Here is a 24,962-nt window from a genome sequence, read left to right as displayed (position 1 = left end):
CACCTGGCCCAAGGACGGCGACGGCTGCCGGTGGGACTCCCAGCCGCAGCACCCGACCGCCACGTTCGTGCGGCTGCAGGGCGTCGGGCATGTCCGGGTGAACCAGCACCGGCCGGTCAGGGGCCGGGTCAAGACGATCAGCGTGCAGCGGGAGGGCTCCCGCTGGTTCGTAGTGCTGTCGTGCGACGAGGTGCCCGCCCAGCCCCTGCCCGCCACCGGCGCCGCCGCCGGGATCGATCTGGGGGTGGCCTCCCTGGTGACCACCTCCGGCGGCGGGCACATCGGCAACCCGCGTCACCTGGCCGCCTCCGCCGACCGGCTGGCGGCGGCGCAGCGCGACCTGGCCCGCAAGAAGCGCGGGTCCACGCGCCGCCGCAAGGCGGCGGCCCGGGTCGCGGCGCTGCACGCCCAGGTCCGGCGCCAGCGCCTCGACCACATCCACAAGACCGCACTCGCCCTGGTCCGGGACTACGACCTCATCGTGCACGAGGCGCTGAAGGTCGCGAACATGACCCGCAGCGCGTCCGGCACCGCGGAGCAGCCCGGGCGGGGTGTCGCGGCCAAGTCCGGGCTGAACCGTTCAATTCTCGACGCGGGTTGGGGGGTGTTCCTGACGGTCCTCGCGTACAAGGCTGAAAGCGCCGGTCGCGAGTTGATCGCGGTGAACCCCGCCGACACCTCCCGCACGTGCTCGCGCTGCGGGCACGTGGCGAAGGAGAACCGCCTCACCCAGGCCGCGTTCGCCTGTACGGCGTGCGGGCATGAAGCGCACGCCGACGTGAACGCGGCGGTCAACATCCTCAGGGCAGGGCTTGCCCTTCGTGAGGCTGCGCAAGCGGCTTAGCGAGAAGCCGCTCCCTTCAGGGAGCGGAGGAGTCACGAAGAAGACACACCTGATCGCCAGGATCACCCTCGCCGCCGTCGGCACCGCCGCCCTGCTGGGCACCGTCGCCGGCACCGCCCTCGCCTCGGGCGCCACCGCCACGGCCACCGCCTCAGGAATCGCGACGGCCCCCGCCGTCCCCGTCTCGTGCGCCAAGGCCGTCAGGATCGCGAAGAAGCGCGTCCCCGGCGCCCGCGTCAGCGAGGTGGAGCGGGAGTGGGAGCACGGCCACCGCGTCTGCAAGGTGGAGCTGGAGAAGGGCCGCTGGGAGTACGACGTCTACGTCTCCCAGCGGACCGGGAAGATCGTCAAGTTCAAGCGGGAATGAGACGACTGACGACGGGTGCGGGAGGTCAGCAGGCCTTCAGCACCCGCTCCATCGCGTCCTTCTCCGCGGAGGTCACCCAGAGCTCGTACTTGACCTTCACCTGGATCTGGCGCGTGACGTAGGGGCACCGGTAGGCGCGGCGCGGCGGCAGCCAGGTCGCCGCGTCCGCGGCGCTCTTCTGGCCGTTCAGCGGGCCGTCCACCGCCAGCAGGTTCAGCGGGTCGTTGGCCAGTTGCCTGCGCTCTTCCTTGCTCAGCTGCCGGGCGCCCTTCTGCCAGGCGTCGGCGAGCGCGACCACGTGGTCGATCTGCACCGCCATGCTGGTCTTCTGCCCGCGCTCGAACTCGATGGTCCTGCCGCTGTAGGGGTCGCGGAGGGTCCCGGTGAGCACGATGCAGTCCTGGGTGCCCTTCTTGAAGGTCTCCCCTTCGAGGTCGCGCTTGAGGATGTCGTTACGGGTGTCGCACCCGTTGTGGTCGACGTCCGCCCACGCGGGCCCGAACTCGTCCCGGTCGAAACCGGTCATCGGGGCGCGGCCCTTGACCTGGAGCTTCTTCAGGTCCGCCAGGGCCTCGGAGGCCGGCTTCCCGCCTCCGGCCGGGGACGGGTCGCCGAGGGTGTCGCCGGCGGGCCCGCAGCCCGCCAGCGTCAGTGCGACCGCCGCGACCACCACGCCCCTGGCGCTCCGGCCCAGCCCTGTCCGCATCCTGCCGCCACCTCTCACGGGGTACGGCTACCCCGAAGTGGCAAATCTACTCAATGCCCGCGTAAAAGCCTTGTCCCGCCCTCGGCGTACGACTCCGCATGCAATCGGACGGTTCCGCGGGCAGCCGGACGGATGCACACGCGATCCGGCGGTTCCCACCTGACCGGACGGCCCGGAACCGAGGTCCGGGTCCGAGCCGTACGCCGTCATCCCGGCGGTGAGTCGTCCGTTCAGACGCCGCCGTGTCCGCTCAGGAGCGGCCCTGTGTCCGTTCAGACGCCGCCACGACCGTTCAGACGCGGCCGTAGGAGTCCTCGAGTCGCTCGATGTCGTCCTCGTCGAAGTGGCCGAAGGCGATCTCCAGGATGCGGATGGCTGGCCCCGAGGAGCTGAGGCGGTGGGTCTGGCCCGCCCGGATGAGCACCCGGTCGCCGACCGAGGGGGTGATCCGCTCCCCGTCGATCTCGAAGACCGCCCCCGGGTCCAGGGCGACCCAGAGTTCGTCCCGGTGCTCGTGCCGCTGCAGGCTGAGCCGCTGGCCGGGCGCGACATCGATGATCTTCACCGTGGTCGGCTCGTTGAGCGTGTAGCGCTCGAACCCGCCCCAGGGACGCTCGTCCCGCACGACCGCTCCGAGCCTGTCGACTTCCAGCAAGATGTCCTCCGTCCGCTCCGTCTCGTCACGAGAACTCTCGCACGCGTCCGTGACGGATGAGCGGTGTTCACGCAACCGGATGATTAAGAGTCAGGGCTTTCCGCCCGAATGGATATCCGGCCCGGGAGGTCCGCCGCCGGAAGATCTCTGGCCGGACCGTCCCCCGCCCGGACGCCTCCCGGCTCAGGTGGTGAGGATCCCGCCGTCCACGGGGATCACCGCTCCGGTGACGTACGACCCGGCGTCGCTCGCCAGGAAGACCGCCGCGGCCACCAGTTCGGCGGGGTCCCCCGCGCGCTTCATCAGGACGCGGTGCTCCAGCTGCCAGGCCAGGTAGCCCTCGGCGTACTGCTCGGTCATCTCCGAGGCGAAGAACCCCGGCTCCAGGCAGTTGACGCGGATGCCGCGCCGCGAGGTCCACTGCTGGGCCAGGTCCCGGGTGAGCCCGACGACCGCGGCCTTGGAGGCGCTGTAGGCGGCCTGCGGCAGGCCGGCCGTGGTCTCCCCGAGGATGCTGCCGATGTTGACGATCGAGGACCCGGGCCGCATCACCCGGGCGCAGGCCTGCGCCATCCAGTAGGTGCCGTGCAGGTTGACGTCCACCACCTGGCGGAACTGCTCGGGCGTCTCCTTCAGCGCGGGCATCGCCGTACCGACGCCGGCGTTGTTGATCAGGACGTCCACCGCGCCCAGCTCGGCGACCGCCGCCTCGGCCAGGGCCCGGCAGTCCTCGGGCCTGGTCACGTCGGTGGCGACCGCCACGCACCGGCGGCCGGTCTCCTCGACCAGGCGCCGGGTCTCCTCCAGGCGGTCCTTGCGGCGTGCGCCGATCGCGATGTCGGCGCCCGCCTCGGCCAGGCCGCGCGCGAACGCGACGCCCAGCCCGGAGGAGGCCCCCGTGACGACGGCGACCTTGCCGTCCAACCGGAACCGGTCGAGCATTCGATCCTCCTGACCTGCGGGACATGACACCGAACGATGTTCTGGAGCTGGAGAAGCATACCGCCCGCGAGGGAGCCCCTCGCGGGCGGCACACCGTCTTTCCCCGTGGAAGGCCTACAGGCCGTACTCCCGGGTGATGCGCTCGTGGCGCTCGGCCTCGACGCCGACCTCCTTGGCGAGGTCCAGCCAGGCCAGCGGGTGCGTCCAGCGCTCGGTGGCGTCGTCGAGCACCGCGTCCAGCTCGACCGGGGTGACGTTCGGCGGGATCGCGATCCAGCCGAACAGCCCGGGCAGGGGCTCACCCGTGCTCGGGTGGGTCACGGTGTAGTCCTCGTCGCTGTAGACCCACATCGGCCAGCCGCGTTCGGCCATGACCTCGTTGAACTCGGTCCACTCGGCCTCGGTGGGGGCCGCGCCGTCGAAGAACCAGCTGGTGTAGCCGCCGGGGCGGAGCATGCCGACCGCCGCGAACGGCGGGATGAAGCTCTCCTGCTCCTCCGGGCTCTCCGGGGGGGGCTCCAGCAGCGCCGGGTCGAAGACGACCAGGTCGCCGGCGTTGTACTCCAGCCCCGGGGGCTGCGGCATCGCCAGACGGGCCGTCGCGGGTCCGGTGCGCACGCTGACGACCGCGCGCTGGCTGCCGTCGGGGGCGGGCAGGACGATGCGCACCAGGCCCATCTCCTCCTCGATCGGGCCCTCGGTGGACTTCAGCGGCATGCCGATCTTCGCGGCGCCGGCGCGGACGGTCTCCCAGTCCTCGGCGGCGGTCGCCATGGTGATCATGCGCCAGACGTCCTCGGCCTCGATCTCCTCGGAGTCGAGGATCTCCCGCAGGATCCGGGCGCCCTTGGCGTTGTCGTCGAGCTGCTGCACGGCGGAGGCCCACAGCCGGCGCGCCTCGATGCCCGCGCCGGCCGCCACGGCCGCCTCGCCCTCGGCCGCCGCCTGCTCCCAGCGCTCCCGCGCGCGGTGCAGCCGGGCCAGGGCCAGGTGGCGCTGGGCGGCCGGGAGCCGCTCGGCCATCTGCTCCAGGCGCTCGTCCTGGCGGGCCTCGACCAGCAGGCCGGTGATGAAGGAGACGTCCTGCTCGTCGGCGGTCTGGATGTCGCCGGACTCGACCAGCATGTCCCAGTAGATGTCGGCGCCCCTGGCCGGGTAGCCGAGGAAGCCGATGGTGGTGGTGTGCCGGCGGGTGGCCTCCAGGTCGCGGCCGGAGAGCGGGGCCAGCCAGCCCACCCAGCGCTCGGGGTCGGCGTTGAAGCCGTCGGCTGCGTCGAAGTAGCCGACGAGCTCGTCCTGCGGGCCGGGGGCCGGGAGCGGGGTCACCGCGTCGGCCGCGGCGCGCAGCGCGGCGATCCGGTCGGCGACGGCCGACGGGTCCTTCAGCTCGGCGGCGGCGGACTCGGCCAGGTCGGCGAGCATCCGGGCCTGCCAGACACCCTGCCGGGCCACGGCCAGGTCGCCGGCGATCAGGGCCAGCTCGATCCGGGCCCGGTAGGCGCCCATCACCGCGAAGTAGTCGACCCACTGCTTGAGGACCCGGCCGAGCTGCCAGGTGTTGGTGATCTGCGCGGAGCCCGCGAGCAGGAGCACGGCGCGCGACCACTCGACCCAGACCCGGGGGTGGTCGCCGACCACGTCGAGGTCGGGCAGGGCCTGCACGGCCTCCGCCTCCCGGCCCAGGGTGGCGAGCACCAGTGCGCGCAGCACGCCTTCGCGGTGCGTCTTGGCGACCGGGTCGTCGGGCTTGAAGCCGGCGGCGGCGTCCAGGGCGGTCAGCGCGTCCTGCGGGCGTCCGGCGGCGAGCAGCGCCCGCGCGGAGGCCGCCCCCAGCTCCCAGCTCGCCTCGCGACCGGCGGAGCCCAGCCGCTCCGCCGCCGCCTCCGCGTGGGCCACGGCCTCCACCGCGCGCCCGTCGTCCACCAGGGCCGCGACGTACTGCTCGGCGAGGGCGGAGAAGGCGAGCGATCCGGGCTCGACCTCGGCGGCGGCCAGGGCCTCCAGCCGCTCGGCCGCGTGTCCGGCGCCGTCGGTGTTGGCCTGCGCGATCACCAGCGCCTCGACCGCGCCGGGGGCGGCCGGGCAGTCGCGGACGTCCTCGCGGCGGGCGAACTCCACCAGGGTCCGCGCGTCGTCGAGCGCGACCACGCCCTGCGCGCGGTCCCCGATGCGGCCGATCAGGTGCCAGTAGCGGGCGTAGAACTCGAGCCAGGGCAGCTCCAGCTTCTCCGCCTCCTGCGCGATGGCCGGCGCCAGCACGTCGAGCTGCCCGTACCGGCCCTCCAGCGCCTGCGCGGGCACGCTGCCGATCGCCATGGCCAGACCGGTGTTACCGGCTTCGTGCAGTTGCCGCTGGGTGTCGCCCACCCAGGCCCAGATGTCCACGTCCATGGGACGTCAGTCTGCCAGCTCGGGGGGGATGACCCAAACGAACCGGCCGCCCGGCGGCTATCCGGCGGCGGCTCGGGCCCCGCCGAGCAGATCGGCCAGCTCCGCCGACTCCGCCTCGTCCAGCACCGCGAAGGCGGGCGCCATCAGCCGGTCGGTGAGTTCTTCGGCCCGCGCCCGGGCCCCGGCGAGTTCCGGGCCGGGCACCGGGTACGGCTCCGGCCACTCGAAGAAACGGGCCATGGCCTCCCCCGGCATGTCGCCCAGCGGGGACTCGTGCGATTCGAGCAGCATGGCCTGCAGCGGGGTCAGCCCCTCGGCCAGCACCGCCACCGCGTGCAGACCGCCGCGCAGTTCGCGGAGCACGTGCATGAGCTGGGTCGCCCGGGCCGGGGCGTCGTCCGGCAGGGGCACGGCCCGCCATCCGGCGAAGAGCGGGGCGCCCGCCACCTCCGCCCCGGCGGCCACCCGCTCCAGCAGCTCCGCCAGGCGGGCGGCCCCGTCGAAGGAGCCGAGCCGGCGGCGGCCCCAGGCGTGGCAGGCCTCCGCGTAGAGCTCCACCGCCTTGTCCACCGGCAGCGACCGTCCGGCCTCCCAGTTGGCCCGGACGTGCCCGGCGGGGAAGAAGGCCACGGCGGAGCGGACCACGTCCGCGTCCACCTCGCCGAGCACGCCGCACCGGCCGCGGAAGTACATGGCCCGCCCGGCCAGCCCGGCTCGCTCGCTCGCCGCCTTGGCCTCGCGCGAGATCATGAAGCCGCCGCCGAGTTTTCCGATCGCTCCCTTGACCGCCACCGCCGTCGCCTGTGAATCCGCCATGCCACTCCTCCTGAGTTCATCGAAGGAACTCAGAATGACCCACCAGAACAACCTTCGGCAAGTCCCGATCAGAAGGAGAGCTCTCCGGAGGCCACGAGGACGGCGGGACCGGCCAGATGGCTGGTCTTCCCGTCGAGGGTGACGGTGACCGTGCCGCCGGGCACCTCGACCTCCCAGCTGCCCGTGCTCTCCCCCGCCAGGCGCGCGGCGGCCACGGCCGAGGCGACCGCCCCGGTCCCGCAGGACCGCGTCTCCCCCGAGCCGCGTTCGAAGACCCGCATCACGATCCGGCGCGGGCCCACCGCGTTGATCAGCTCGACGTTCACGCCGTGCGGGAAGACCCCGGGGTCGAATCCGGGCTGGCGGGTCAGGTCGAGACCGGCCACCGGATCGCCGATGACGCAGGCCAGGTGGGGGTTTCCCATGTCGACGCGGAGCCCGCCGTACTCCCGCCCGGCCACGGTCGCCCGGCTCTCGCCCAGCATCCGGGGCGGGCCCATGTCCACCGTCACGTCACCGGTCTCCGCCAGCCGCACCCGCCTGACCCCCGCCCGGGTGGCCACGGCGAACTCGCCGGCCTCCGCCAGACCGGCGTCGACCAGGTAGCGGGCGAAGACCCGCGTCCCGTTGCCGCACATCTCGGCCAGGCTGCCGTCGGCGTTGCGGTAGTCCATGAACCACTCCGCCTCGCCCGCCTGGTCGGCCACCTCCGGGCTGAGCTTGGCGCGCACCACCCGCAGCACCCCGTCGGCGCCGATGCCCGCCCTGCGGTCGCAGATCGCCGCCACGAGGGCGCCGGACAGCTCCAGCTCGCCCTCCGGGTCGGGGAGGATGACGAAGTCGTTCTCGGTGCCGTGGCCCTTCACGAAGCGCATGCCCTCACCCTATCCGCGCCCCGGACCCCGCCCCGACGAGCTCCGCCGACCCCGGAACCGGGCCTGGGACCGGCCTGGGACCGGGCCTGGGACCGGACCTGGGACCGGACCTGGGACCGGAAGCCGGACCCGGGGCGCACCCCGCCGGGCCCGCCGCTCACCGGCGGACCTCCGCCAGGGCCCGTTCCAGGAGATCGGGGGCCTGCTGGGGGAGCCAGACCACCCGGGGGTCGCGGCGGAACCACGACTCCTGCCGGCGGACGAACCGGCGCGTCGCCCGGACCGTCTCCTCCCTGGCCTGCTCCTCGGTCCACTCCCCGGCCAGGAAGCGCAGCACCTGGGCGTAGCCGAGCGCACGACCGGCGGTCCGCCCCTCGGCCAGGCCCCGCCCCGCCAGCGCCCGGACCTCCGCCACCAGCCCGGCCTCCCACATGCGGTCCACCCGGAGCGCGACCCGCTCGTCCAGCACCGGCCTGGGCACCTCGACGCCGAGCTGCACGCTGTCGTAGACCGCGTCGTAGGAGGGCATCGAGGCGGAGAACGGCCGCCCGGTCAGCTCGACGACCTCCAGCGCGCGGACGATCCTGCGGCCGTTGCCCCGCAGGATCACCCCGGCCGCCTCCGGGTCCAGCCCGCGGAGCCGCTCGTACAGCGGAGCCGGGCCGTGCGCCTCCAGCTCGGCCTCCAGCCGGGCCCGGATCCCCGGATCGGTGCCGGGGAACTCCAGGTCGTCGAGGGCGGCCCGCACGTAGAGCCCGGACCCGCCGACCAGGATCGGCACGACGCCCCGGGCCAGCAGGTCGTCCATCAGCGGCCGCACCCGCTCCTGGTACTCCGCCACGCTCGCCGTGCGCCGCACGTCCCAGACGTCCAGCAGATGGTGCGGGACTCCGCGCCGCTCCTCCATCGTCAGTTTCGCCGTGCCGATGTCCATGCCCCGGTAGAGCTGCATGGAGTCGGCGTTGATCACTTCGCCCCCCAGTCGCAGGGCGAGATCGACGGCGAGATCGGACTTTCCGGCCGCCGTGGGGCCGACGACGGCGATGACGGGTAGCTGAGGCACGGGATAAGTGTCCCAACACCGGGAAGGGTCTGCGGATGGCGGCGCCCGCGACGGCGCACCGCCGCATCCGACCAGTAGTCACCAGGGGGATCGCCATGTCCGTCTTCGACAGGGGCAAGGACCTGATGGGCGAGCACTCGGACAAGATCGAGGAGCTCGCCGAGCAGGGCATCGACAAGGGGGAGCAGGCCGCCGGGCAGAGGTTCGCCGGGCACGAGGAGCACGTCGGCATGGCCGCCGACAAGGCCAGGGAGATGGCCGAGGGCATCGACGGCCGGACCGACCCGGCCCCGGACGCCCAGAACGCCCCGGAGGCCGGGCAGAACGGCTGACCTCCGGCGGGGCCGTCCGGGCGCGACCTGGGCGGCCCCGCGTTCCCGGCCCTCCGAGCGCTCAGTCCCAGTCGAGCGTCGGCTGCAGGTAGCCCTCCAGGGTCAGCAGCCACCGCTTGGACTCCACGCCCTCTCCCCCGCTGAACCCGCCCAGGCCGTTGCCCGCCACCACCCGGTGGCAGGGCACGATGACCGGGAGCGGGTTGGCGCCCATGATCGACCCGATGGCCCGGGCCGGCACGCCCGTCCCGCTGCGCGCGGCCAGTTCGCCGTAGGTCACCGCGCGGCCGTACGGCACTGTCCCGTGCAGCGTGCCGAGGACCGCGCGCTGCACGGGGGTGGTCAGCCGCCAGTCGACGCGGGCGGCGAAGACCCGCAGCTCCCCCGCGTAGTAGGCGGCCAGCTCACCGAGCACGGGAGCGGTCCGCGCCGGGTCGTCCACCTCGGTCAGGCCGGGCCGGTCCAGCAACCGCGCCCTGAGCCGGCCGCCGTCGCCCCAGCACACGCCCGCCACTCCGTCCCCGGTGACGGCGACGGACATCTCACCGAGCGGGGTCGGCACACTTCCGAAGGCCACGGTTCCTAGCATTGAGATCGTGTCCCTTCGCGAACTCGTCGTCCTCGGCACCTCCAGCGCCGTTCCCACCCGACACCGTAACCACAACGGCTACCTGCTGCGCTGGGACGGCCAGGGCTTCCTGTTCGACCCCGGTGAGGGCACCCAGCGCCAGATGCTCCACGCGGGCGCGAGCGCCCACGACATCACCTGGATCTGCGTCACCCACTTCCACGGCGACCACTGCCTGGGCGTGCCCGGGATCGTCCAGCGCATCGCCAGGGACGGCGTCGAACACCCCGTCCGGGCCGCCTACCCGGCGAGCGGGGAGGCCTACTGGCGCCGGCTGCGCCACGCCTCCGCCTTCGCCGACACCTCCGTGATCGCCGAGCGTCCCGTCTCCGGGCCGTCCGCCTCCTTCGACGCGGGCCCGGTCACCCTCACGGCGCGCCCGCTCTCCCACCCCGTCGAGTCGTACGGCTACCGCGTCGACGAGCCGGACGGCCGCCGGATGCTCCCCGAGCGGCTGCGGGAGCGGGGCGTCCACGGGCCCGCCGTCGGCGAGCTCCAGAGGACCGGTACGGTGACCGCGCCGGACGGCTCCACCGTGCGGCTGGAGGAGTGCAGCGAGGTCCGCCGCGGGCAGAGCGCCGCGTTCGTCATGGACACCCGCCTGTGCGACGGGGTGTTCGCGCTCGCCGAGGGGACGGACCTGCTGGTGATCGAGTCGACGTTCCTGTCGGCGGAGTCGGGGCTGGCCGCGCGGTACGGCCACCTCACCGCCGGGCAGGCCGGCCGGGTGGCGGCCGAGTGCGGGGTCCGCCGCCTGGTCCTGACCCACGTCTCCGAGCGCTACGGCACGGACGACGAACCCCGCTTCCTGGACGAGGCCCGCGCGGCCTTCGGCGGTGACGTCGTCCTGGCCCACGACCTGCTGCGGGTGCCCGTGCCCGGGCGCGCCTGACCCTCCCGTCCGGCGCCGGGCGTCAGGCGCCCCGCGACCGGAGCCGGGCCACGACGTAGCCGACGCCGTAGGGGGCGTCGTGGTAGAGGACCTCCCCGCTGAACGGACCCCCCGCCCCGGCTGCGGCGGCGAGGACGTGGAAGGCCGCCCGGCCCGCGACCCAGAGCTCCGCGGCCTCGGCGGGGTCGAGGTCCGGCGCCTCGCCCCGGGCGAGCGCACCGGCGATCTCCTCGTCGTACGGCCGCGCGCGGGCGTCGAGGTAGCCCGGCGACTTCTCGGTCAGGCGGGCCGAGCCGTCACCCATGACCAGCATCGCCACCCGCCCGGCCCGGTCCGCCAGACGCCTGCCCAGGGCCGCGCACTCCTGGCGGGAGGCGTCGAAGGGCACCGCGTGGAACGCGGCGGCGGCCAGGCCGCCCGCCTCCAGCAGCCGGCGGCCGATCGTCAGCGAGAGCGGCAGGACCGGCTCGCCCGCACCGGTCCGGACGTCCACCCCCCAGGGGGCGAGGCTCCCGGCGGCGCCGGGCCCGTGGTCCGCGGCCTCGTCGGCTCCGCCGACGACCACGACGGCGTCGGGCCGCGCGTCCCGCAGGCCTGCCACGGCGGCCGCGCAGGCCGTCCGGAGCCCGTCGAGCTCACCGGCGGCGGCCCCCGCCAGTTCGGGGACCAGCAGCGGGGGGTGCGGGCAGACGGCGGCGGCGACGAGCACGCCGCCAGACTAGCTCAGAGCGGTTCAGAGCGGTTCAGCCCGTGGGGCCCTGCGGGGCGACGAAGCCCGGGGCGCCGTCGGAGCGCGGGTCGGTGTAGCCCTCCTCGCCCTGCTGGGACGGCGTGCCGCTCTGCTGCTCCCTGGCCGGGGTGGAGGGCTTGGCGCGCGAGGTGCCGGAGTCCCCACCGGACGTGCTCGCGGTGGACCCGCCGGAGCCCGACCCGGCGGACCCGGCGGAGGAATCACCGGACGACCCGCCGGACCCGCCGGACGATCCGCCGGAGGCGTCCTCCTCGGGCGCACCGGAGGCGTCCTCCTCCGGCCCGCCGGCGGCGTTCCGGTCCTGGTCCTCACCGGCCGGCGCGCCGTCCTCGCCGGCGGTCTCCTGCCGCTCGTCCTTTCCGGTCCCGGGCGACTGCGGCACCGAGACGGAGCCGCCCTCGTCGCCGGAGGAGGCGAAGGTGTAGGCGGCGACGCCGCCCACCAGGAGCACGGCCGCGGCGGAGGCGGCGGCCATGGCCAGGCCGCGCCTCCCCTTCGGGGCCGAGGCCCGCCCGCGCCCGGCTCCACGCCGGGATCCGCGTCCGGGACCGGTGAGGATCTCCGCTGCTTCGTGCTGCTCGGGACGGTCGGGGGTGGAGGGGACGTGCATTCGACAACAACTCCCTGCGGTTCTCGGGGAAACCTCCACGGCTTCCGCGGGTGCCGAACCACACTAGCCACAGCAGGGAAATGCTCGCGCCGCAACCACATGATGATCACGACTTGTCATCTTTTCCGCGGATCCGTCACGGACCCGCCCGCGGGACGGGCCCGTACGGACTCGGAAGCCGGGGACGGGCCCGTACGGACTCAGGAGCCGGGGACGGGCCCGTACGGACTCAGGAGCCGAGGGAGCAGCCCGGGGTCTCCTGCGCGACGGGGGCGGGCCGGCCGATCGACGGCATGCCCAGCATGACGCCGGAGGGGGCGCCCGCGGGGGCGGACCGGCGGGCCTCCCAGGCGTCGCCCGCCCGGGTCCGGCGGAGGCTCAGCGCGGGCCCGTCTGCCACCAGGTGGTGCGGCGCGGCGTAGGTGACCTCGACGCCGACCATGTCACCCGGGCGCGGGACCTCGTCACCCGGGACGAAGTGCACCAGGCGGTTGTCGGGGGCCCGGCCGGACAGGCGGCGGGTCGCCTCGTCCTTGCGGCCCTCGCCCTCGGCCACCAGCACCTCGAGCGTCCGGCCGACCTGCTTCTTGTTCTCCTCCCAGGAGATCGCGTTCTGCAACTCGACCAGCCGGTCGTAGCGCTCCTGCACGACCTCCTTGGGGATCTGGCCGTCCATCGTGGCGGCGGGCGTGCCCGGCCGGATGGAGTACTGGAAGGTGAAGGCGTTGGCGAACCGCGACTCCCGCACCACGTCCAGCGTGGCCTGGAAGTCCTCCTCGGTCTCGCCGGGGAAGCCCACGATGATGTCGGTGGAGATGGCCGCGTCCGGCATGGCCGCCCGCACCCGCTCGATGATGCCGAGGTAGCGCTCGGCCCGGTAGGAGCGGCGCATCGCCTTCAGGACCCGGTCGGAGCCGGACTGCAGCGGCATGTGCAGCTGGTGCATCACGTTGGGCGTCTCGGCCATGGCCGCGATGACGTCGTCGGTGAAGGCCGCCGGGTGCGGGCTGGTGAAGCGGACCCGCTCCAGACCCTCGACGTCGCCGCAGGCCCGCAGGAGCTTGCCGAAGGCGAGCCGGTCGCCGAACTCGACGCCGTAGGTGTTGACGTTCTGGCCCAGCAGGGTGATCTCCAGGACGCCCTGGGCGACCAGGGTCCGGACCTCGGCCAGGACGTCTCCGGGACGGCGGTCCTTCTCCTTGCCGCGCAGCGAGGGCACGATGCAGAAGGTGCAGGTGTTGTTGCACCCGACCGAGACCGAGACCCAGGCGGCGTAGGCGGACTCGCGCTTGGTCGGCAGCGTGCTCGGGAAGGTCTCCAGCGACTCCTTGATCTCGACCTGGGCCTCCTGCGCGATCCGCGCGCGCTCGAGGAGGACCGGCAGCGAGCCGATGTTGTGCGTGCCGAACACCACGTCGACCCAGGGCGCCCGGCGGACGATCTCGCCCTGGTCCTTCTGCGCCAGGCAGCCGCCCACGGCGATCTGCATGCCGGGGTTGTCGGTCTTCGCCGGTCGCAGGTGGCCGAGGTTGCCGTAGAGGCGGTTGTCGGCGTTCTCCCGGACGGCGCAGGTGTTGAACACGACCACGTCGGCCGTCTCCCCCTCGGCCGCGGGGACGTATCCCGCGTCCTCCAGCAGGCCCGACAGGCGCTCGGAGTCGTGCACGTTCATCTGGCACCCGTAGGTACGAACCTCGTACGTGCGGGCGCTCTCCACGGTGACAGTCATCTCAACACACAAGGGTAGGCGCTTCTCCGACCTCGCGGAGCCCCCGATCCTGCCCGGTCCGCCCCTCCCACGGGGGCGTTCGGGCAGGTCGTGACCGGATCGGTACCGCAGGGTTAGCACGGGGTGCCCTTCACCGAATTACGTTGTCCTCCATGACGGAGAACGGGGACGCGACTCCTCTTGTCGTGCTCGAAGGGGTCAACAAGCACTTCGGCAGCCTCCACGTGCTGCGTGACATCAACCTCACGATCTCGCGCGGCGAGGTGCTGGTCGTCATCGGTCCCTCCGGCGGGGGCAAGTCCACGCTGTGCCGGGCGATCAACCGCCTGGAGACCGTCGACGGCGGGACGATCACGTTCGACGGGCAGCCGCTGCCCGCCGAGGGCAAGGCGCTGGCCAGGCTCCGCTCCGAGGTCGGCATGGTGTTCCAGTCCTTCAACCTGTTCGCCCACAAGACGATCCTGGAGAACGTCACGCTCGGGCCGATCAGGGTCCGGGGCGTCGCCAGGGCGCAGGCCGAGCAGCGCGGCATGGAGCTGCTGGAGCGGGTCGGCATCGGCAGCCAGGCGTCGAAGTACCCGGCGCAGCTGTCCGGCGGCCAGCAGCAGCGCGTGGCCATCGCCCGCGCGCTGGCCATGGAGCCCAAGATGATCCTGTTCGACGAGCCGACCTCGGCGCTGGACCCGGAGATGGTCCAGGAGGTGCTCGACGTCATGGTCGGCCTCGCCCGTGACGGCATGACGATGATGGTCGTCACCCACGAGATGGGCTTCGCGCGGCGCGCGGCCAACCGCGTGGTGTTCATGGCCGAGGGGCAGATCGTCGAGGAGAACACTCCCGACGAGTTCTTCACCGCCCCCAGGACCGACCGGGCCAGGGACTTCCTCTCCAAGATCCTGACGCACTGACCATCTTCCGGGCAGGCTGTTCATCCCGACGACGAAGAAGAGGAAACGGAACATGCGAGTAATGCGTATCGGTGCGGCGATCGCCGCGGCGGGTGCGCTCACCCTGGGCCTCGCGGCCTGCGGGAGCGACAGCGGCGGCGGCGGTGGCGACACCACCGCCTACACCACGGTCGTCGACAAGGCCAAGGGCGCCAAGAAGCTGGTCGTCGGCACCAAGTGGGACCAGCCGAGCCTGGGCCTGAAGACCGGCGCCGAGCCGGAGGGCTTCGACGTCGAGGTCGCCAAGTACGTCGTCAAGGAGCTCGCGGGCGGCGCCGACGTCGAGATCGAGTGGAAGGAGTCCGCGTCGTCCAACCGCGAGGCCTTCCTCGCCAACGGCACCGTGGACATCATCTTCGCGACCTACTCGATCACCGACAGCCGCAAGGAGAAGGTGACCTTCGGCGGGCCGTACATCGTGGCCCACCAGGACGTCATGGTCCGCGCCGACGACGCCAAGATCACCAAGCCGCAGGATCTGGCGGGCAAGCGCATCTGCCAGGCGGCCGGCTCCAACTCCTACAAGCGGATCACCGACCCGCCGCCGGACGGCGAGCTGGACCTGGACGCCCAGCTGGTGGGCGCCGCCAACTACTCCGAGTGCGTGCAGAAGCTCGGCGGCAACAACCTGGACGCGGTGACGACCGACGACCTGATCCTGGCGGGCTTCGCCAAGCAGGCCGGCGGCGGCTTCAAGATCCTCGGCCAGCCGTTCACCGACGAGAAGTACGGCGTCGGCCTGAAGAAGGGCGACACCAAGACGTGTGAGGCCGTCAACGCGGCGATCACCAAGATGTACCAGGACGGCACCGCGCAGAAGCTGTTCGACAAGTGGTTCGCGGGAGCCCAGGGCCTCAAGCCCCCGACGGGCGCCCCGCAGTTCGAGCCCTGCGCGTAGTCCGGCCTCACGTGGCGGCCGGTGACCCCCGACCGGGGGCGCCGGCCGCCGCCGTCTTCGCTGTGGAGCACCGTTGAATGACCTGATCAAGTACGCGCCGGACCTCGCGCTGGGCTTCCTGGAAAACATGAAGATCGCAGTGATGTGCGGCGTGCTCTCCCTCATCCTCGGCACGGTCCTGGTCTCGATGCGCGTGGCGCCGACACCGGTCCTGCGCGCGGCCGGGACCCTCTACGTCAACATCGTGCGGAACACCCCGCTCACCCTCGTGCTGGCGTTCTCCGCACTCGGGCTCAGCGACACGCTCGGCCTGACCCTCTCCCAGACCCCGAGCACCAACTCGTTCTGGCTGGTGGTGATCGGCCTGTCGGTCTACACCGCGGCCTTCGTCTGCGAGGCGCTGCGCTCGGGCATCAACACGGTCCCGCTCGGGCAGGCCGAGGCGGCGCGCGCCATCGGGCTCACCTTCCTGCAGTCCCTGCGGCTGATCATCCTGCCGCAGGCGTTCCGCACGGTGATCGCCCCGCTCGGCAGCGTGATCATCGCGATGATCAAGAACACCACGGTGGCGGTCGCCGGCGGCTACCTCGCCGAGTCGGCGTTCGTCATGAAGGACACCTTCGACGACACGGGCGTCTCGATCCCGATCTTCATCGGCATCGCGGCGGCGTTCATGGTGGTGATCCTGCCGATCGGCTTCTTCACCGGCTGGCTGGGCCGGAGACTGGCGGTGGCCCGATGAGCACCTCGGTCCTCTTCGACGCGCCGGGCCCCCGCGCCCGCACGCGCAACGCCGTCTACACGGTCGCCGCCCTGGCCGCGATCGCCGCGGTCCTGTACTTCGTCTACGCCAAGTTCGACGAGAAGGGTCAGTGGGAGGGCCGGATCTGGGAGCCCTTCCTGCAATGGGGCACCTGGGAGACGCACATCTTCCCGGGCCTGCTCGGCACGCTGAAGGCGGCGGGCCTGGCCGCGGTCCTCGCGCTCGTCTTCGGCGCCGTGTTCGGCCTGGCCCGGCTCTCCGACCACGCGTGGATCCGGGTCCCCGCGGGCGCGGTCGTGGAGGTCTTCCGGGCCATCCCGCTGCTGCTGCTGATCTTCTTCATCTTCTACCTGGCGCCCAGCGTCCTGGGCGGCGCCGACTACGCCTTCATGGCGGTGGTCGCCGGACTGACCCTCTACAACGGGTCGGTGCTGGCCGAGGTGGTCAGGGCGGGCGTGCTGTCCGTGCCCCGGGGCCAGTCCGAGGCGGCCTACGCCATCGGCCTGCGCAAGAACCAGGTCATGCGGATGGTCCTGCTGCCCCAGGCGGTGACCGTGATGATGCCCGCGATCGTGAGCCAGCTCGTCGTGCTGCTCAAGGACACCGCGCTGGGCTACATCATCGCCTACGTCGACCTGCTCAACACGGGCTTCAAGATCCTTCCCGCGGTCTTCTTCGGATCGCTCATCCCCGCGGCGATCGTCGTCGGGGTCATCTACGTCGGGCTCAACATGGTGCTCAGCGCCCTGGCGACCTGGCTGGAGAAGCGCAGCCGGCGCAGCCGGAAGACCTCCGCCGCCCCGGTCGCCCCGCCCGGCGCGGTGGGCGTGCCCGGAGGCGGCGTCTCCGCAGTGGACTGACCCGGTCGAGGGGGCGAGGGGTCGAGGGGGCGGGCGGCCTGACCAGGCCGCCCGCCCCCTCGCCTCCCGGCCCGGACGCGTCCCGCCTCCCCGCGGTCTCCGCCCTCTCCTCCCCGGTTCCCGCGGTCTCCGCCCTCCCCTCCCGGGTCCCCGCCCGGACGGGACGGCGGATCCGGGAACGTCCGAACGTCATACCGGCGACACGCGACGGGTTATCGGGCAGGATTACGGCATGCCCGCAGAGCGTGATCTCCTGCCGTACGCCGCCTGGCCCTCCCCCGTCTCCACCGCCGACGTCGCCCGCTCCGGGCTGCAGCTCGCCTTCCCCGCCGTGCTGGGTGACGAGGTGTGGTGGACCGAGGACCGCCCCGCCGAGGGCGGGCGGACCACGATCGTGCACCGGGGCGCCGACGGCGTCCGCCGGGAGCTGCTGCCCCCGCCGTGGAGCGCCAGGACCCGCGTCCACGAGTACGGCGGGCGGTCCTACGCGGTGGTCCCCGGTGACGGCCCCGGTGAGGGTGCGGGCCGGAGCGTCGTCTTCGCGAACCTGGCCGACCAGCGCCTCTACCTGCTGGCCCCCGGCGCCGAGCCGCGGCCGATCACGCCGGAGCCCGAGCGGGCGGCGGGGCTGCGCTACGCCGACCTGACCGTCCGCGACGGGCAGGTGTGGTGCGTCCAGGAACGGCACGACGGCGGTGACGACGGCGACGGCGGTGACGGCAAGGTCAGCCGGTCGATCGTCTCCGTCCCGCTGCACGGCGGCGCCGAGCCCCGCGAGCGGGTCTCCGGGAGCGACTTCTACGCCTCCCCCGTGCTGTCCCCCGACGGCGAGCACCTGGCCTACATCTGCTGGAACCACCCGCTCATGCCGTGGAACGGCACCGAGCTGCGGATCACCCGGCTGGCCGACGGCGCCTCCTGGACCGTCAAGGGCGGCGTCACCGAGTCCGTGCTCGCCCCGCAGTGGCGCGACGACCGCCACCTCTACCTGGTCTCCGACTGGTCGGGCTGGTGGAACCTCTACCAGGTCGGGATATTCGGCACCTCCCCGCAGGCGCTCCACCCCGCCGAGGAGGAGTTCGCCGGGCCGCTGTGGCAGCTCGGCGGCTCGCCGTACGCCGTGCTGGACGACGGGCGGCTCGCGGTCCTGCACGGGCAGGGGGAGCTGCGGCTGGGCCTCCTCGACCCGGCCGCCGGCACGCTGACCGACCTCGACGTGCCCTACGACGGCTGGCTGCCCGCCCTGGCCGCCGACGGGCGCACGCTCGCCGGGATCGGGTACGGCCCGGCGGTGCCCCAGTCGGTCGTCCGGGTGGACACCGCGACCGGACGGGTGGAGGGGCTCCGGCGCGACGTCGACGAGCTGCCCGACATCGCCTACCTGCCCGTCCCGCGCACCGTGGAGATCGAAGGGCGGTTCGGCCGCCGGGTGCACGCCCACGTCTACCCGCCGTCCAACCCGGAGGCCCGCGGCGACGGCCCGCCGCCGTACGTCGTGTTCGTCCACGGCGGCCCCACGGGTTACAGCCCGACGGCGCTCGACCTGAAGAAGGCGTTCTTCACCAGCCGCGGCATCGGCGTCATCGACGTCAACTACGGCGGCTCCACCGGGTACGGCCGCGCCTACCGCGAGCGGCTGCGCGGCCAGTGGGGCGTGGTCGACGTGGAGGACGCGATCGCGGCGGCCGAGTGGCTGGCCGAGGAGGGCCTGGCGGATCCGGCGCGCATCGCGATCCGGGGCGGCAGCGCGGGCGGCTGGACGGTCATGGCGGCCTGCGCGCGCTCCGGCGCCTTCGCCGGGGGCGTCTCCTACTACGGGGTGAGCGCCCTCGGCCCGTTCGCCGAGACCACCCACGACTTCGAGTCCCGCTACATCGAGTGGCTGGTCGGCCCCTCCGACCCCGCCCTGTACGGCTCCCGCGAGCCCCTGGGGCAGGTCGCCGGGGTCACCTGCCCCATGCTGCTGCTGCAGGGCCTGTCCGACCCCGTGGTCCCGCCGGCCCAGTCGGAGGCGTTCGCCGACGCCCTCGCCGAACACGGGGTGCCCTGCACGTACCTCACCTTCGAGGGCGAGTCCCACGGTTTCCGCCGCGCCGAGACCCGCAGCGCGGCGCTCGCCGCCGAGCTGGCCTTCTACCAGCAGATCTTCTTCGCCTGATCTTCTCCGCCTGACGGCCACCCGCCTCCTTCATCCCTCCGGCCCCTTCCACCCGATTCCCGCTCCGGTCCCACCCTGGGCCTTTCGCCCGAACCACGCCGAGCCTTCCACCCGAACCGCCCGAACCTCCACCCGAGCCGCCCCGGAACCACGCCGGGGCGGCCCTTCCGCGTGCCGACCGGCGCCCGGGGCGGTTGACCGATGTCCGCATGCCTTCTATGGTTCATTAGTGCAGTAATGAACCATAGAAGCAGGTGCCATGTTCGATGACCGGAGCCCGATCTACCGGCAGATAGCCGACCGCATCAAGGCGGACGTGCTCAGCGAGGCGCTCAAGGGCGACGAGCAGGTCATGTCCACCAACCAGTACGCCGCCTTCTACCGGATCAACCCGGCCACGGCGGCCAAGGCGTTCCAGCAACTGGTCGAGGAAGGCGTCCTCTACAAGAAACGAGGTATCGGCATGTTCGTCAGCCCGGACGCCCGGGACGCGCTCAGGACCGAGCGCAGGGAGAACTTCTTCACCGACGTGGTCGACCCGATGGTCGCCCAGGCCAAGACCGTCGGAATCCCGCTCGGCGACGTGATCGAGCGCATCAGGCAGCTGGAGGGGCGATGAGGATCGACATCGAGGACCTGGTGCTGCGCTACGGCGACGTCACGGCACTGGACGGGCTGACGCTCAGCCTGGAACCCGGGAAGATCTACGGGCTGCTCGGCCGCAACGGCTCGGGCAAGACGAGCCTGCTCTCGGTGCTCGCCGGCTTCCGCAGGCAGACGGCGGGCGACGTGCGGATCGACGGGCGGCCGGTGTTCGAGAACGGGTCCGTCACCAGCCGGATCAGCCTGATCCGGGACGCCGGCGAGACCGTCGACATCGGCAGCGCCGAAGACGCGATCTTCTTCGCCGAGTGGCTCCGCCCGGACTGGGACGGCGATTACGCCCGCTCGCTGCTGGACCTGTTCGGGATCGATCCGAAGAAGAACGTCAAGGAGATGTCCAAGGGGCAGCGCTCGGCGGTGGGCGTGGTGATCGGCCTGGCCGGCCGGGCGCCGCTGACCATGTTCGACGAGTCCTATCTGGGCATGGACGCCCCCTCCCGGCAGGCGTTCTACGACGCGCTGCTCGCCGACTACATGGCGCACCCCCGCACGATCGTCCTCTCCACCCACCTCATCGAGGAGGTCAGTTCGCTCTTCGAGGAGGTCGTGATCATCGACAGGGGACGGCTGGTCGCGCACGAGGAGAGCCAGACCCTGCTCTCCCGGGGAACGGCCGTGACCGGGCCCGCCGCGCAGGTCGACGCCTTCACCGCCGGGCTGACCGTGCTCGGCGCCAGGCAGCTCGGCCCGACCAAGTCGGCGATGCTCTACGGCGACCTCGACGACGCCCGGCGCGGGGAGGCCGCCGCGTCCGGGCTCGAACTCGGCCCGATCGACATGCAGGACCTGTTCATCCACCTGACCGGAGGCTCCGGAACCTCCAGCACCGAAGCACCCCCCGCCGCAGAGCTCCGCACCGGAGAGACCCGATGAGATTCCCCACCCGGCTCCTCGCCGCCCACTCCTACTTCGCCCTGCTGCTGTTCGCCGCCTACGTCGTGGTCGTCGCCGTGATCGCGGTCGGCGTCGACGTCTTCGGCACGCTCAACCGGAGCGCGTGGGAGGCCGCCGTCCAGCTGCCCCGGTGGTACGCCCTGTTCGTCGGGGTGGCCCTGGTCCGGGAGTACCTGCCGCTCTACATCGCGCACGGGCAGACCCGCCGCCAGTTCGGCGCGCAGGCCGCCGTCACCATCGCCCTGTTCGCCCCGTTCCTGTCGGCCCTGATCACGGTCGGCTACCTGCTGGAGACCCTGCTCTACGGCCTGTTCGACCGGCCGCAGGTGATCGACCGGGTCCACCTGTTCACCGAACCGGCCCAGGTGCCGCTCGTCTTCGCCGAGTACCTGGTCGAGTTCGTCGCCTGGATCGTCGCCGGCGCCTTCATCATGGCCGGCTTCTACCGCTGGCAGGGCGGCGGGCTGCTCCTGATCCCGGTCGGCATCGGCCTGTGGGTGCTCGTCGAAGGGGCGATCGGCAAGGAGCTCCGCCTGCCGCTCATCGGCGACCGCCTCTCCGGCCTCTCCGCGGACCTGCCCCAGTCGACGGGCCTGGCGCTCGGTGTGGGTCTGGGGGTCTTCGTGTTCGGTCTCGCGCTGACCTGGTTGATCATCCGCGACGTGCCGCTGCGCAACCGGTGACCGGAAGGGGCTCGCGCCGCCGGGCCGGATGCCGCCGGAACGCACCGGAGGAGGAGTCCGTGCACGACCGGCTCCCGCGGCGCGGCCCTCGCCGCGGTTCGGCAGAATTGCCGATGTGGAAGTCGGATTGCTGGGGCCGTTCGAGGTCCGGAGCCACGACGGGGCCGTGGTGGAGGTTCCGGGGATCCGGCTGCGCGCGCTGCTGGCCGCACTCGCCCTCGAACCCGGCCGGGTCGTCACGCGTGCGAGGCTGGTGGACTGGATCTGGGGGCGACGGCCGCCCGCGGACGAGGTGAACGCCCTGCAGGCGTTGGTGTCCAGGCTGCGCAGGGCGCTGCCGGACGGTGCGATCGAGGCGGGTTCGGGCGGATACCGCCTGGCCGTGCCTCCCGACGCCGTGGACGTGTGCCGGTTCGAGCGGCTGGCCGCTCAGGCCCGTGCCGCCGGGCCCGCGGTGCGGGCCGATCTGCTGCGCTCGGCCCTGGCCCTGTGGCGCGGTACGGCCATGGCGGACATCGCGCTGCGGGACAGCGACGCGTTCGACGCCGCGGTCGCGCGGCTGGACGAGCTGCGCGCCGCCGCCCTCGGGGACCGGGTGGAGGCCGACATCCGCCTCGGCCGCGGCGCGGAGCTGGTCTCCGAGCTGACCGGGCTGGTCGCCGCGCACCCGCTCCGGGAGGGGTTCACGGCGGCCCTGATGCGGGCGCTCGCCGAGGCGGGACGCGCGACCGAGGCGCTGACCGTGTACCAGCGGACGCGCGAGCGGCTCGCCGAGGAGCTGGGCGCCGATCCGTCGGCCGAGCTCTCCGCCCTGCACACCGCGCTGCTCCGCGGCGAGCTGGGCGAGCGGCCGGAGAACCGCAGGACGAACCTGCGCGCCGAGCTGACGAGTTTCATCGGCAAGGACGACGACGTCTCCGCGGTCGCCGGCCTGGCCGTCGAACACCGGCTGGTCACCCTGACGGGGGCGGGCGGCTCCGGCAAGACGAGGCTGGCCGCCGAGACCGCGCGGACGATGCTCGCCGGACTGCCGGACGGGGCGTGGCTGGTCGAACTGGCCTCGGTGCGGTCGGGCGGTGAGCTGACGCAGGCCGCTCTCACCGCGCTCGGCCTGCGTGACCAGGCGGTGCTCGGTGAGGCGCGGGCCGGGGAACCGATGGACCGGCTCATCGCCGCGCTCCGGGAGCGCGCGGTCCTGCTGGTCCTGGACAACTGCGAGCACGTGATCGAGGCGGCCGCGGCCTTCGCGGACCGGCTGCTGGGCGAGTGCCGGAGGCTGCGGATCCTGGCCACGAGCAGGGAGCCGCTCGGCATCACCGGCGAGGTGCTCTGGCAGGTCGAGCCGCTCGCACTGCCCGCGGAGGGAGCCGGCCCCACCGAGGCCGGCTCCTCGCCCGCGGTGCGGCTGCTGCGCGACCGCGCGGATCTGGTGCGCAAGGACATCGGTTCCGCCGCGCACACCTTGTCGGCCATGGTGCGGATCTGCCGGGCGCTCGACGGGATACCCCTGGCGATCGAACTGGCCGCGGCGCGGCTGCGCACCATGTCCGTCGACCAGCTGGCGCGCCGGCTCGATGACCGGTTCCGCCTGCTGACCGGCGGCAGCCGTACGGTGCTCCCCCGGCACAAGACGCTGCGCGCGGTCGTGGACTGGAGCTGGGATCTGCTGTCCGGGGCCGAACGCGGCGTGCTGCGGCGGCTCTCGGTGTTCTCCGGCGGGGTGAGCCTGGAAGCGGCCGAGCGGGTGTGCGGGGACGAGGCCGCCGGGGAGCAGGTGTTCGACGTGCTGACCGCGTTGATCGAGAAGTCGCTGCTGCTCGCCGACGGCGAGGGCACGCCGCGCTACCGGATGCTCAACACCATCAGGGAGTACGCGGCGCAGCGGCTCGCCGAAGCCGGGGAGAGCGAGCCGGCGCGCCGGGCGCACCTCGCCTACTTCACCGAACTGGCCGAGACGGCCGAGCCGCACCTGCGCCGGGCCGAGCAGCTGGAATGGCTCGCCGTGCTCGAGGCCGAGCACGACAACATCAGTGCCGCCCTGCGCGGGGCGATCGCCGAGGGACGGGCCCGGGAGGCGGTGCGGCTGGTCGCGGCCGCGGGCTACTACTGGTATCTCAGCGGGCACCGGGCCGAGGGCGCCGAGTTGAGCATCGCGGCGGTTTCGCTGCCCGGTGAGGTGCCCGACGAGGTGCGGGCGATGGCCTACCTCATCGTGACGATGTTCGTGACCGCCGGGATCAATGGTGACCAGCATCAGGCGCGGGAGTGGATCCACCAGGCGCACCGCCTGGCCCGGCGCAGCGGGTCCCGCCACCCGCTGCTCGGGTTCGCCGGGCTGCTGGAGCTGACGCTGCGGAGCCCGGCGGAGCTCCTGCCCGCGTTCGAGCCGCTCATCGCCGGCGACGATCCGTGGGTACGCGCGCAGGCCAGGCTCACGCGTGGCCGGTTCCGGCTCACGCTCGGCGGCGACGAGACCGACGTGGACACCGACGCCGAGATCGCTCTCGCCGAGTTCCGCACGCTGGGCGAGCGGATGGGGATCTCGTTCGCGCTGACCTTCCTGGCCGAGCGGCTCGCCATGCGCGGCGAGTCCGCACGTGCGTGCGAGCACTACGAGGAGGCGGCCACGGCGCTGACCGAGGTGGGCGCGACCGAGGACGTGGTCGGCGTGCGGGCGCGGCTGGCCCAGCTGTACTGGCTGCTCGGCGATGAGCGGTCCAGCACGTCCGCCATGGCGGAAGCGCAGCGGTGCGCGGGCGGGCTCGTCTGGCCGGACGCGCTCGCCGAGCTGGCGCTCGCGAAGGCGCAGCTGGCGCGCTGGCGCGGCGAACCGGACGAGGCACGCGAGCACCTGGCCACGGTGCGCGCGGTGCTGGGCGACACGGAAATGGTCGACGCCGTCCGTGCCATGACCATGCACCTGTACGGTTATCTCACCGATGATCTCGAGCAGGCCCGTGCGTACCGCGCCGAGGCGTTCCGCGCGATCACGATCATGGAGCACCCGCATCTACCGATGATCGCCGAGATGCTGATCGGGATCGCGGATCTCGCGCTGCGCCGGGGGCGGTACGAGCAGGCCGCGCGACTGCTCGCGGCGAGCGACGCCGTACGCGGCACTCCGGACCGCTCGCATCCGGACTTCTCCCGGATCGCCGCGGAGACGCGGAACCTCCTCGGCGAAACGGCGTTCACCGAGGCGGCCCGCGACGGGCGGCGGCGGGACTGGCGCGAGCTGGCCGAACTCACGCTCGCCTCGTGAACGGGCAGGCGTCGCCCCCGGACCTCCTCACCCCCGGCTGACCGGTCCTCACGCTCGCCGCCGAGCGTGCACCGCCGTGTCAGCGGCCGTGTCAGCACGGCGGCGGCCCGGTGTCAGCGCGGTCGGCGACGGTGGACGCCAAGAGCGGTTCAGCGACCGCGGCCTCGGGGCCGCGGAGGGCGCACAGAGACACGGCCGTGCTCGACGGCGTGAGCCGGACCACGGCCGAGGAG

General features: G+C 73.0%; 24 protein-coding genes. 13 read left to right on the top strand and 11 right to left on the bottom strand.

Translation table 11 applies throughout. From position 1 onward, the window contains the following. A partial coding sequence (locus tag IEZ06_RS12700) for an RNA-guided endonuclease InsQ/TnpB family protein (protein ID WP_189236874.1) occupies positions 1 to 844 on the top strand: 844 nt, incomplete at its 5' end. After that, positions 822 to 1,211 carry a PepSY domain-containing protein gene (locus tag IEZ06_RS12695; RefSeq protein WP_229798038.1) on the top strand — a complete coding sequence of 130 codons (390 nt, stop codon included), beginning with the start codon at positions 822 to 824 and terminating at the stop codon, positions 1,209 to 1,211. The genes IEZ06_RS12700 and IEZ06_RS12695, both read left to right, overlap by 23 nt. A 25-nt stretch (positions 1,212 to 1,236) precedes the next feature. On the opposite strand, the gene IEZ06_RS12690 is transcribed toward IEZ06_RS12695, so the two are convergent. The 7 genes from IEZ06_RS12690 to miaA all read right to left on the bottom strand — a co-directional run bounded on the left by IEZ06_RS12690 (position 1,237) and on the right by miaA (position 8,659). Then, positions 1,237 to 1,917, bottom strand: coding sequence for an HNH endonuclease family protein (locus IEZ06_RS12690; protein WP_189236873.1), 681 nt, complete (start codon positions 1,915 to 1,917; stop codon positions 1,237 to 1,239). Positions 1,918 to 2,209: 292 nt separating this feature from the next. After that, positions 2,210 to 2,572, bottom strand: a complete 363-nt coding sequence (locus tag IEZ06_RS12685) for a phosphomannose isomerase type II C-terminal cupin domain (protein ID WP_229798036.1) — start codon at positions 2,570 to 2,572, stop codon at positions 2,210 to 2,212. Between the two features lie 183 nt (positions 2,573 to 2,755). Further along, the gene (locus IEZ06_RS12680) at positions 2,756 to 3,514 is read right to left on the bottom strand and encodes an SDR family NAD(P)-dependent oxidoreductase (RefSeq protein WP_189236872.1); all 759 of its coding nucleotides are present in this window, start codon (positions 3,512 to 3,514) and stop codon (positions 2,756 to 2,758) included. 114 nt (positions 3,515 to 3,628) lie between these two features. Continuing rightward, positions 3,629 to 5,905, bottom strand: a complete 2,277-nt coding sequence (locus tag IEZ06_RS12675; protein WP_189236871.1) for a tetratricopeptide repeat protein — start codon at positions 5,903 to 5,905, stop codon at positions 3,629 to 3,631. A 57-nt stretch (positions 5,906 to 5,962) separates the two neighbouring features. Then, entirely contained in the window at positions 5,963 to 6,721 is a 759-nt protein-coding gene (locus tag IEZ06_RS12670) for an SCO6745 family protein (protein ID WP_229798034.1), read from the bottom strand. A 68-nt stretch (positions 6,722 to 6,789) separates the two neighbouring features. Then, positions 6,790 to 7,596: a diaminopimelate epimerase gene (gene dapF, locus IEZ06_RS12665; protein ID WP_189236870.1), complete on the bottom strand. Its 807-nt coding sequence runs from the start codon at positions 7,594 to 7,596 to the stop codon at positions 6,790 to 6,792. Positions 7,597 to 7,753: 157 nt separating this feature from the next. Next, complete coding sequence (gene miaA, locus IEZ06_RS12660) at positions 7,754 to 8,659, bottom strand: tRNA (adenosine(37)-N6)-dimethylallyltransferase MiaA (protein WP_189236869.1); 906 nt, start codon at positions 8,657 to 8,659, stop codon at positions 7,754 to 7,756. A gap of 95 nt (positions 8,660 to 8,754) precedes the next feature. Here miaA and IEZ06_RS12655 point away from each other — a divergent pair, with 95 nt between their 5' ends. Further along, positions 8,755 to 8,991, top strand: coding sequence for an antitoxin (locus tag IEZ06_RS12655; protein ID WP_189236868.1), 237 nt, complete (start codon positions 8,755 to 8,757; stop codon positions 8,989 to 8,991). Positions 8,992 to 9,052: 61 nt separating this feature from the next. On the opposite strand, the gene IEZ06_RS12650 is transcribed toward IEZ06_RS12655, so the two are convergent. Next, on the bottom strand, positions 9,053 to 9,568 hold the full coding sequence (locus IEZ06_RS12650; protein ID WP_229798032.1) for a methylated-DNA--[protein]-cysteine S-methyltransferase: 516 nt from the start codon (positions 9,566 to 9,568) through the stop codon (positions 9,053 to 9,055). 19 nt (positions 9,569 to 9,587) lie between these two features. On the opposite strand from IEZ06_RS12650, the gene IEZ06_RS12645 reads away from it, so the two are divergent. Beyond that, a complete protein-coding gene (locus IEZ06_RS12645; protein WP_189236866.1) occupies positions 9,588 to 10,511 on the top strand; it encodes a ribonuclease Z in 924 nt (307 codons plus the stop codon). Positions 10,512 to 10,533: 22 nt separating this feature from the next. Here the strand turns inward: IEZ06_RS12645 and IEZ06_RS12640 are convergent, their stop codons facing one another. From IEZ06_RS12640 to miaB, 3 genes are all read right to left on the bottom strand, one after another. Continuing rightward, positions 10,534 to 11,220, bottom strand: coding sequence for a class III extradiol ring-cleavage dioxygenase family protein (locus IEZ06_RS12640; protein WP_189236865.1), 687 nt, complete (start codon positions 11,218 to 11,220; stop codon positions 10,534 to 10,536). Positions 11,221 to 11,254: 34 nt separating this feature from the next. Then, positions 11,255 to 11,872 carry a hypothetical protein gene (locus IEZ06_RS12635; protein WP_189236864.1) on the bottom strand — a complete coding sequence of 206 codons (618 nt, stop codon included), beginning with the start codon at positions 11,870 to 11,872 and terminating at the stop codon, positions 11,255 to 11,257. Positions 11,873 to 12,101: 229 nt separating this feature from the next. Further along, a complete protein-coding gene (gene miaB / locus IEZ06_RS12630) occupies positions 12,102 to 13,601 on the bottom strand; it encodes a tRNA (N6-isopentenyl adenosine(37)-C2)-methylthiotransferase MiaB (protein WP_189236863.1) in 1,500 nt (499 codons plus the stop codon). A gap of 152 nt (positions 13,602 to 13,753) precedes the next feature. Here miaB and IEZ06_RS12625 point away from each other — a divergent pair, with 152 nt between their 5' ends. From IEZ06_RS12625 to IEZ06_RS12585, 9 genes are all read left to right on the top strand, one after another. After that, a complete protein-coding gene (locus IEZ06_RS12625; protein ID WP_189236862.1) occupies positions 13,754 to 14,509 on the top strand; it encodes an amino acid ABC transporter ATP-binding protein in 756 nt (251 codons plus the stop codon). A 52-nt stretch (positions 14,510 to 14,561) separates the two neighbouring features. Then, positions 14,562 to 15,446 carry a glutamate ABC transporter substrate-binding protein gene (locus IEZ06_RS12620; protein ID WP_068896920.1) on the top strand — a complete coding sequence of 295 codons (885 nt, stop codon included), beginning with the start codon at positions 14,562 to 14,564 and terminating at the stop codon, positions 15,444 to 15,446. Between the two features lie 73 nt (positions 15,447 to 15,519). After that, positions 15,520 to 16,188, top strand: a complete 669-nt coding sequence (locus IEZ06_RS12615) for an amino acid ABC transporter permease (protein ID WP_268245595.1) — start codon at positions 15,520 to 15,522, stop codon at positions 16,186 to 16,188. Beyond that, positions 16,185 to 17,069 (top strand): amino acid ABC transporter permease, encoded by an 885-nt coding sequence (locus IEZ06_RS12610; protein ID WP_189236861.1) that lies wholly within the window; start codon positions 16,185 to 16,187, stop codon positions 17,067 to 17,069. The genes IEZ06_RS12615 and IEZ06_RS12610 overlap by 4 nt, the downstream gene beginning before the upstream one ends. A gap of 232 nt (positions 17,070 to 17,301) precedes the next feature. Then, entirely contained in the window at positions 17,302 to 19,227 is a 1,926-nt protein-coding gene (locus tag IEZ06_RS12605) for a S9 family peptidase (RefSeq protein ID WP_189236860.1), read from the top strand. A gap of 259 nt (positions 19,228 to 19,486) precedes the next feature. Beyond that, positions 19,487 to 19,846 carry a GntR family transcriptional regulator gene (locus IEZ06_RS12600; RefSeq protein ID WP_189236859.1) on the top strand — a complete coding sequence of 120 codons (360 nt, stop codon included), beginning with the start codon at positions 19,487 to 19,489 and terminating at the stop codon, positions 19,844 to 19,846. Further along, complete coding sequence (locus IEZ06_RS12595; protein WP_189236858.1) at positions 19,843 to 20,763, top strand: ATP-binding cassette domain-containing protein; 921 nt, start codon at positions 19,843 to 19,845, stop codon at positions 20,761 to 20,763. Before IEZ06_RS12600 ends, IEZ06_RS12595 begins: the two co-directional genes overlap by 4 nt. Beyond that, positions 20,760 to 21,467, top strand: coding sequence for a hypothetical protein (locus IEZ06_RS12590; protein WP_189236857.1), 708 nt, complete (start codon positions 20,760 to 20,762; stop codon positions 21,465 to 21,467). Before IEZ06_RS12595 ends, IEZ06_RS12590 begins: the two co-directional genes overlap by 4 nt. Before the next feature lie 115 nt (positions 21,468 to 21,582). Then, positions 21,583 to 24,729 carry an AfsR/SARP family transcriptional regulator gene (locus tag IEZ06_RS12585; protein ID WP_189236856.1) on the top strand — a complete coding sequence of 1,049 codons (3,147 nt, stop codon included), beginning with the start codon at positions 21,583 to 21,585 and terminating at the stop codon, positions 24,727 to 24,729. Positions 24,730 to 24,962 lie beyond the last annotated feature (233 nt).

The organism is Planomonospora antibiotica, assembly GCF_014647955.1.
GTDB classification, from domain to species: Bacteria; Actinomycetota; Actinomycetes; order Streptosporangiales; family Streptosporangiaceae; genus Planomonospora; species Planomonospora parontospora.
The sequence above is the reverse complement of the archived record's forward strand: the minus strand, read 5'-3'. Positions and strand labels throughout refer to the sequence as shown.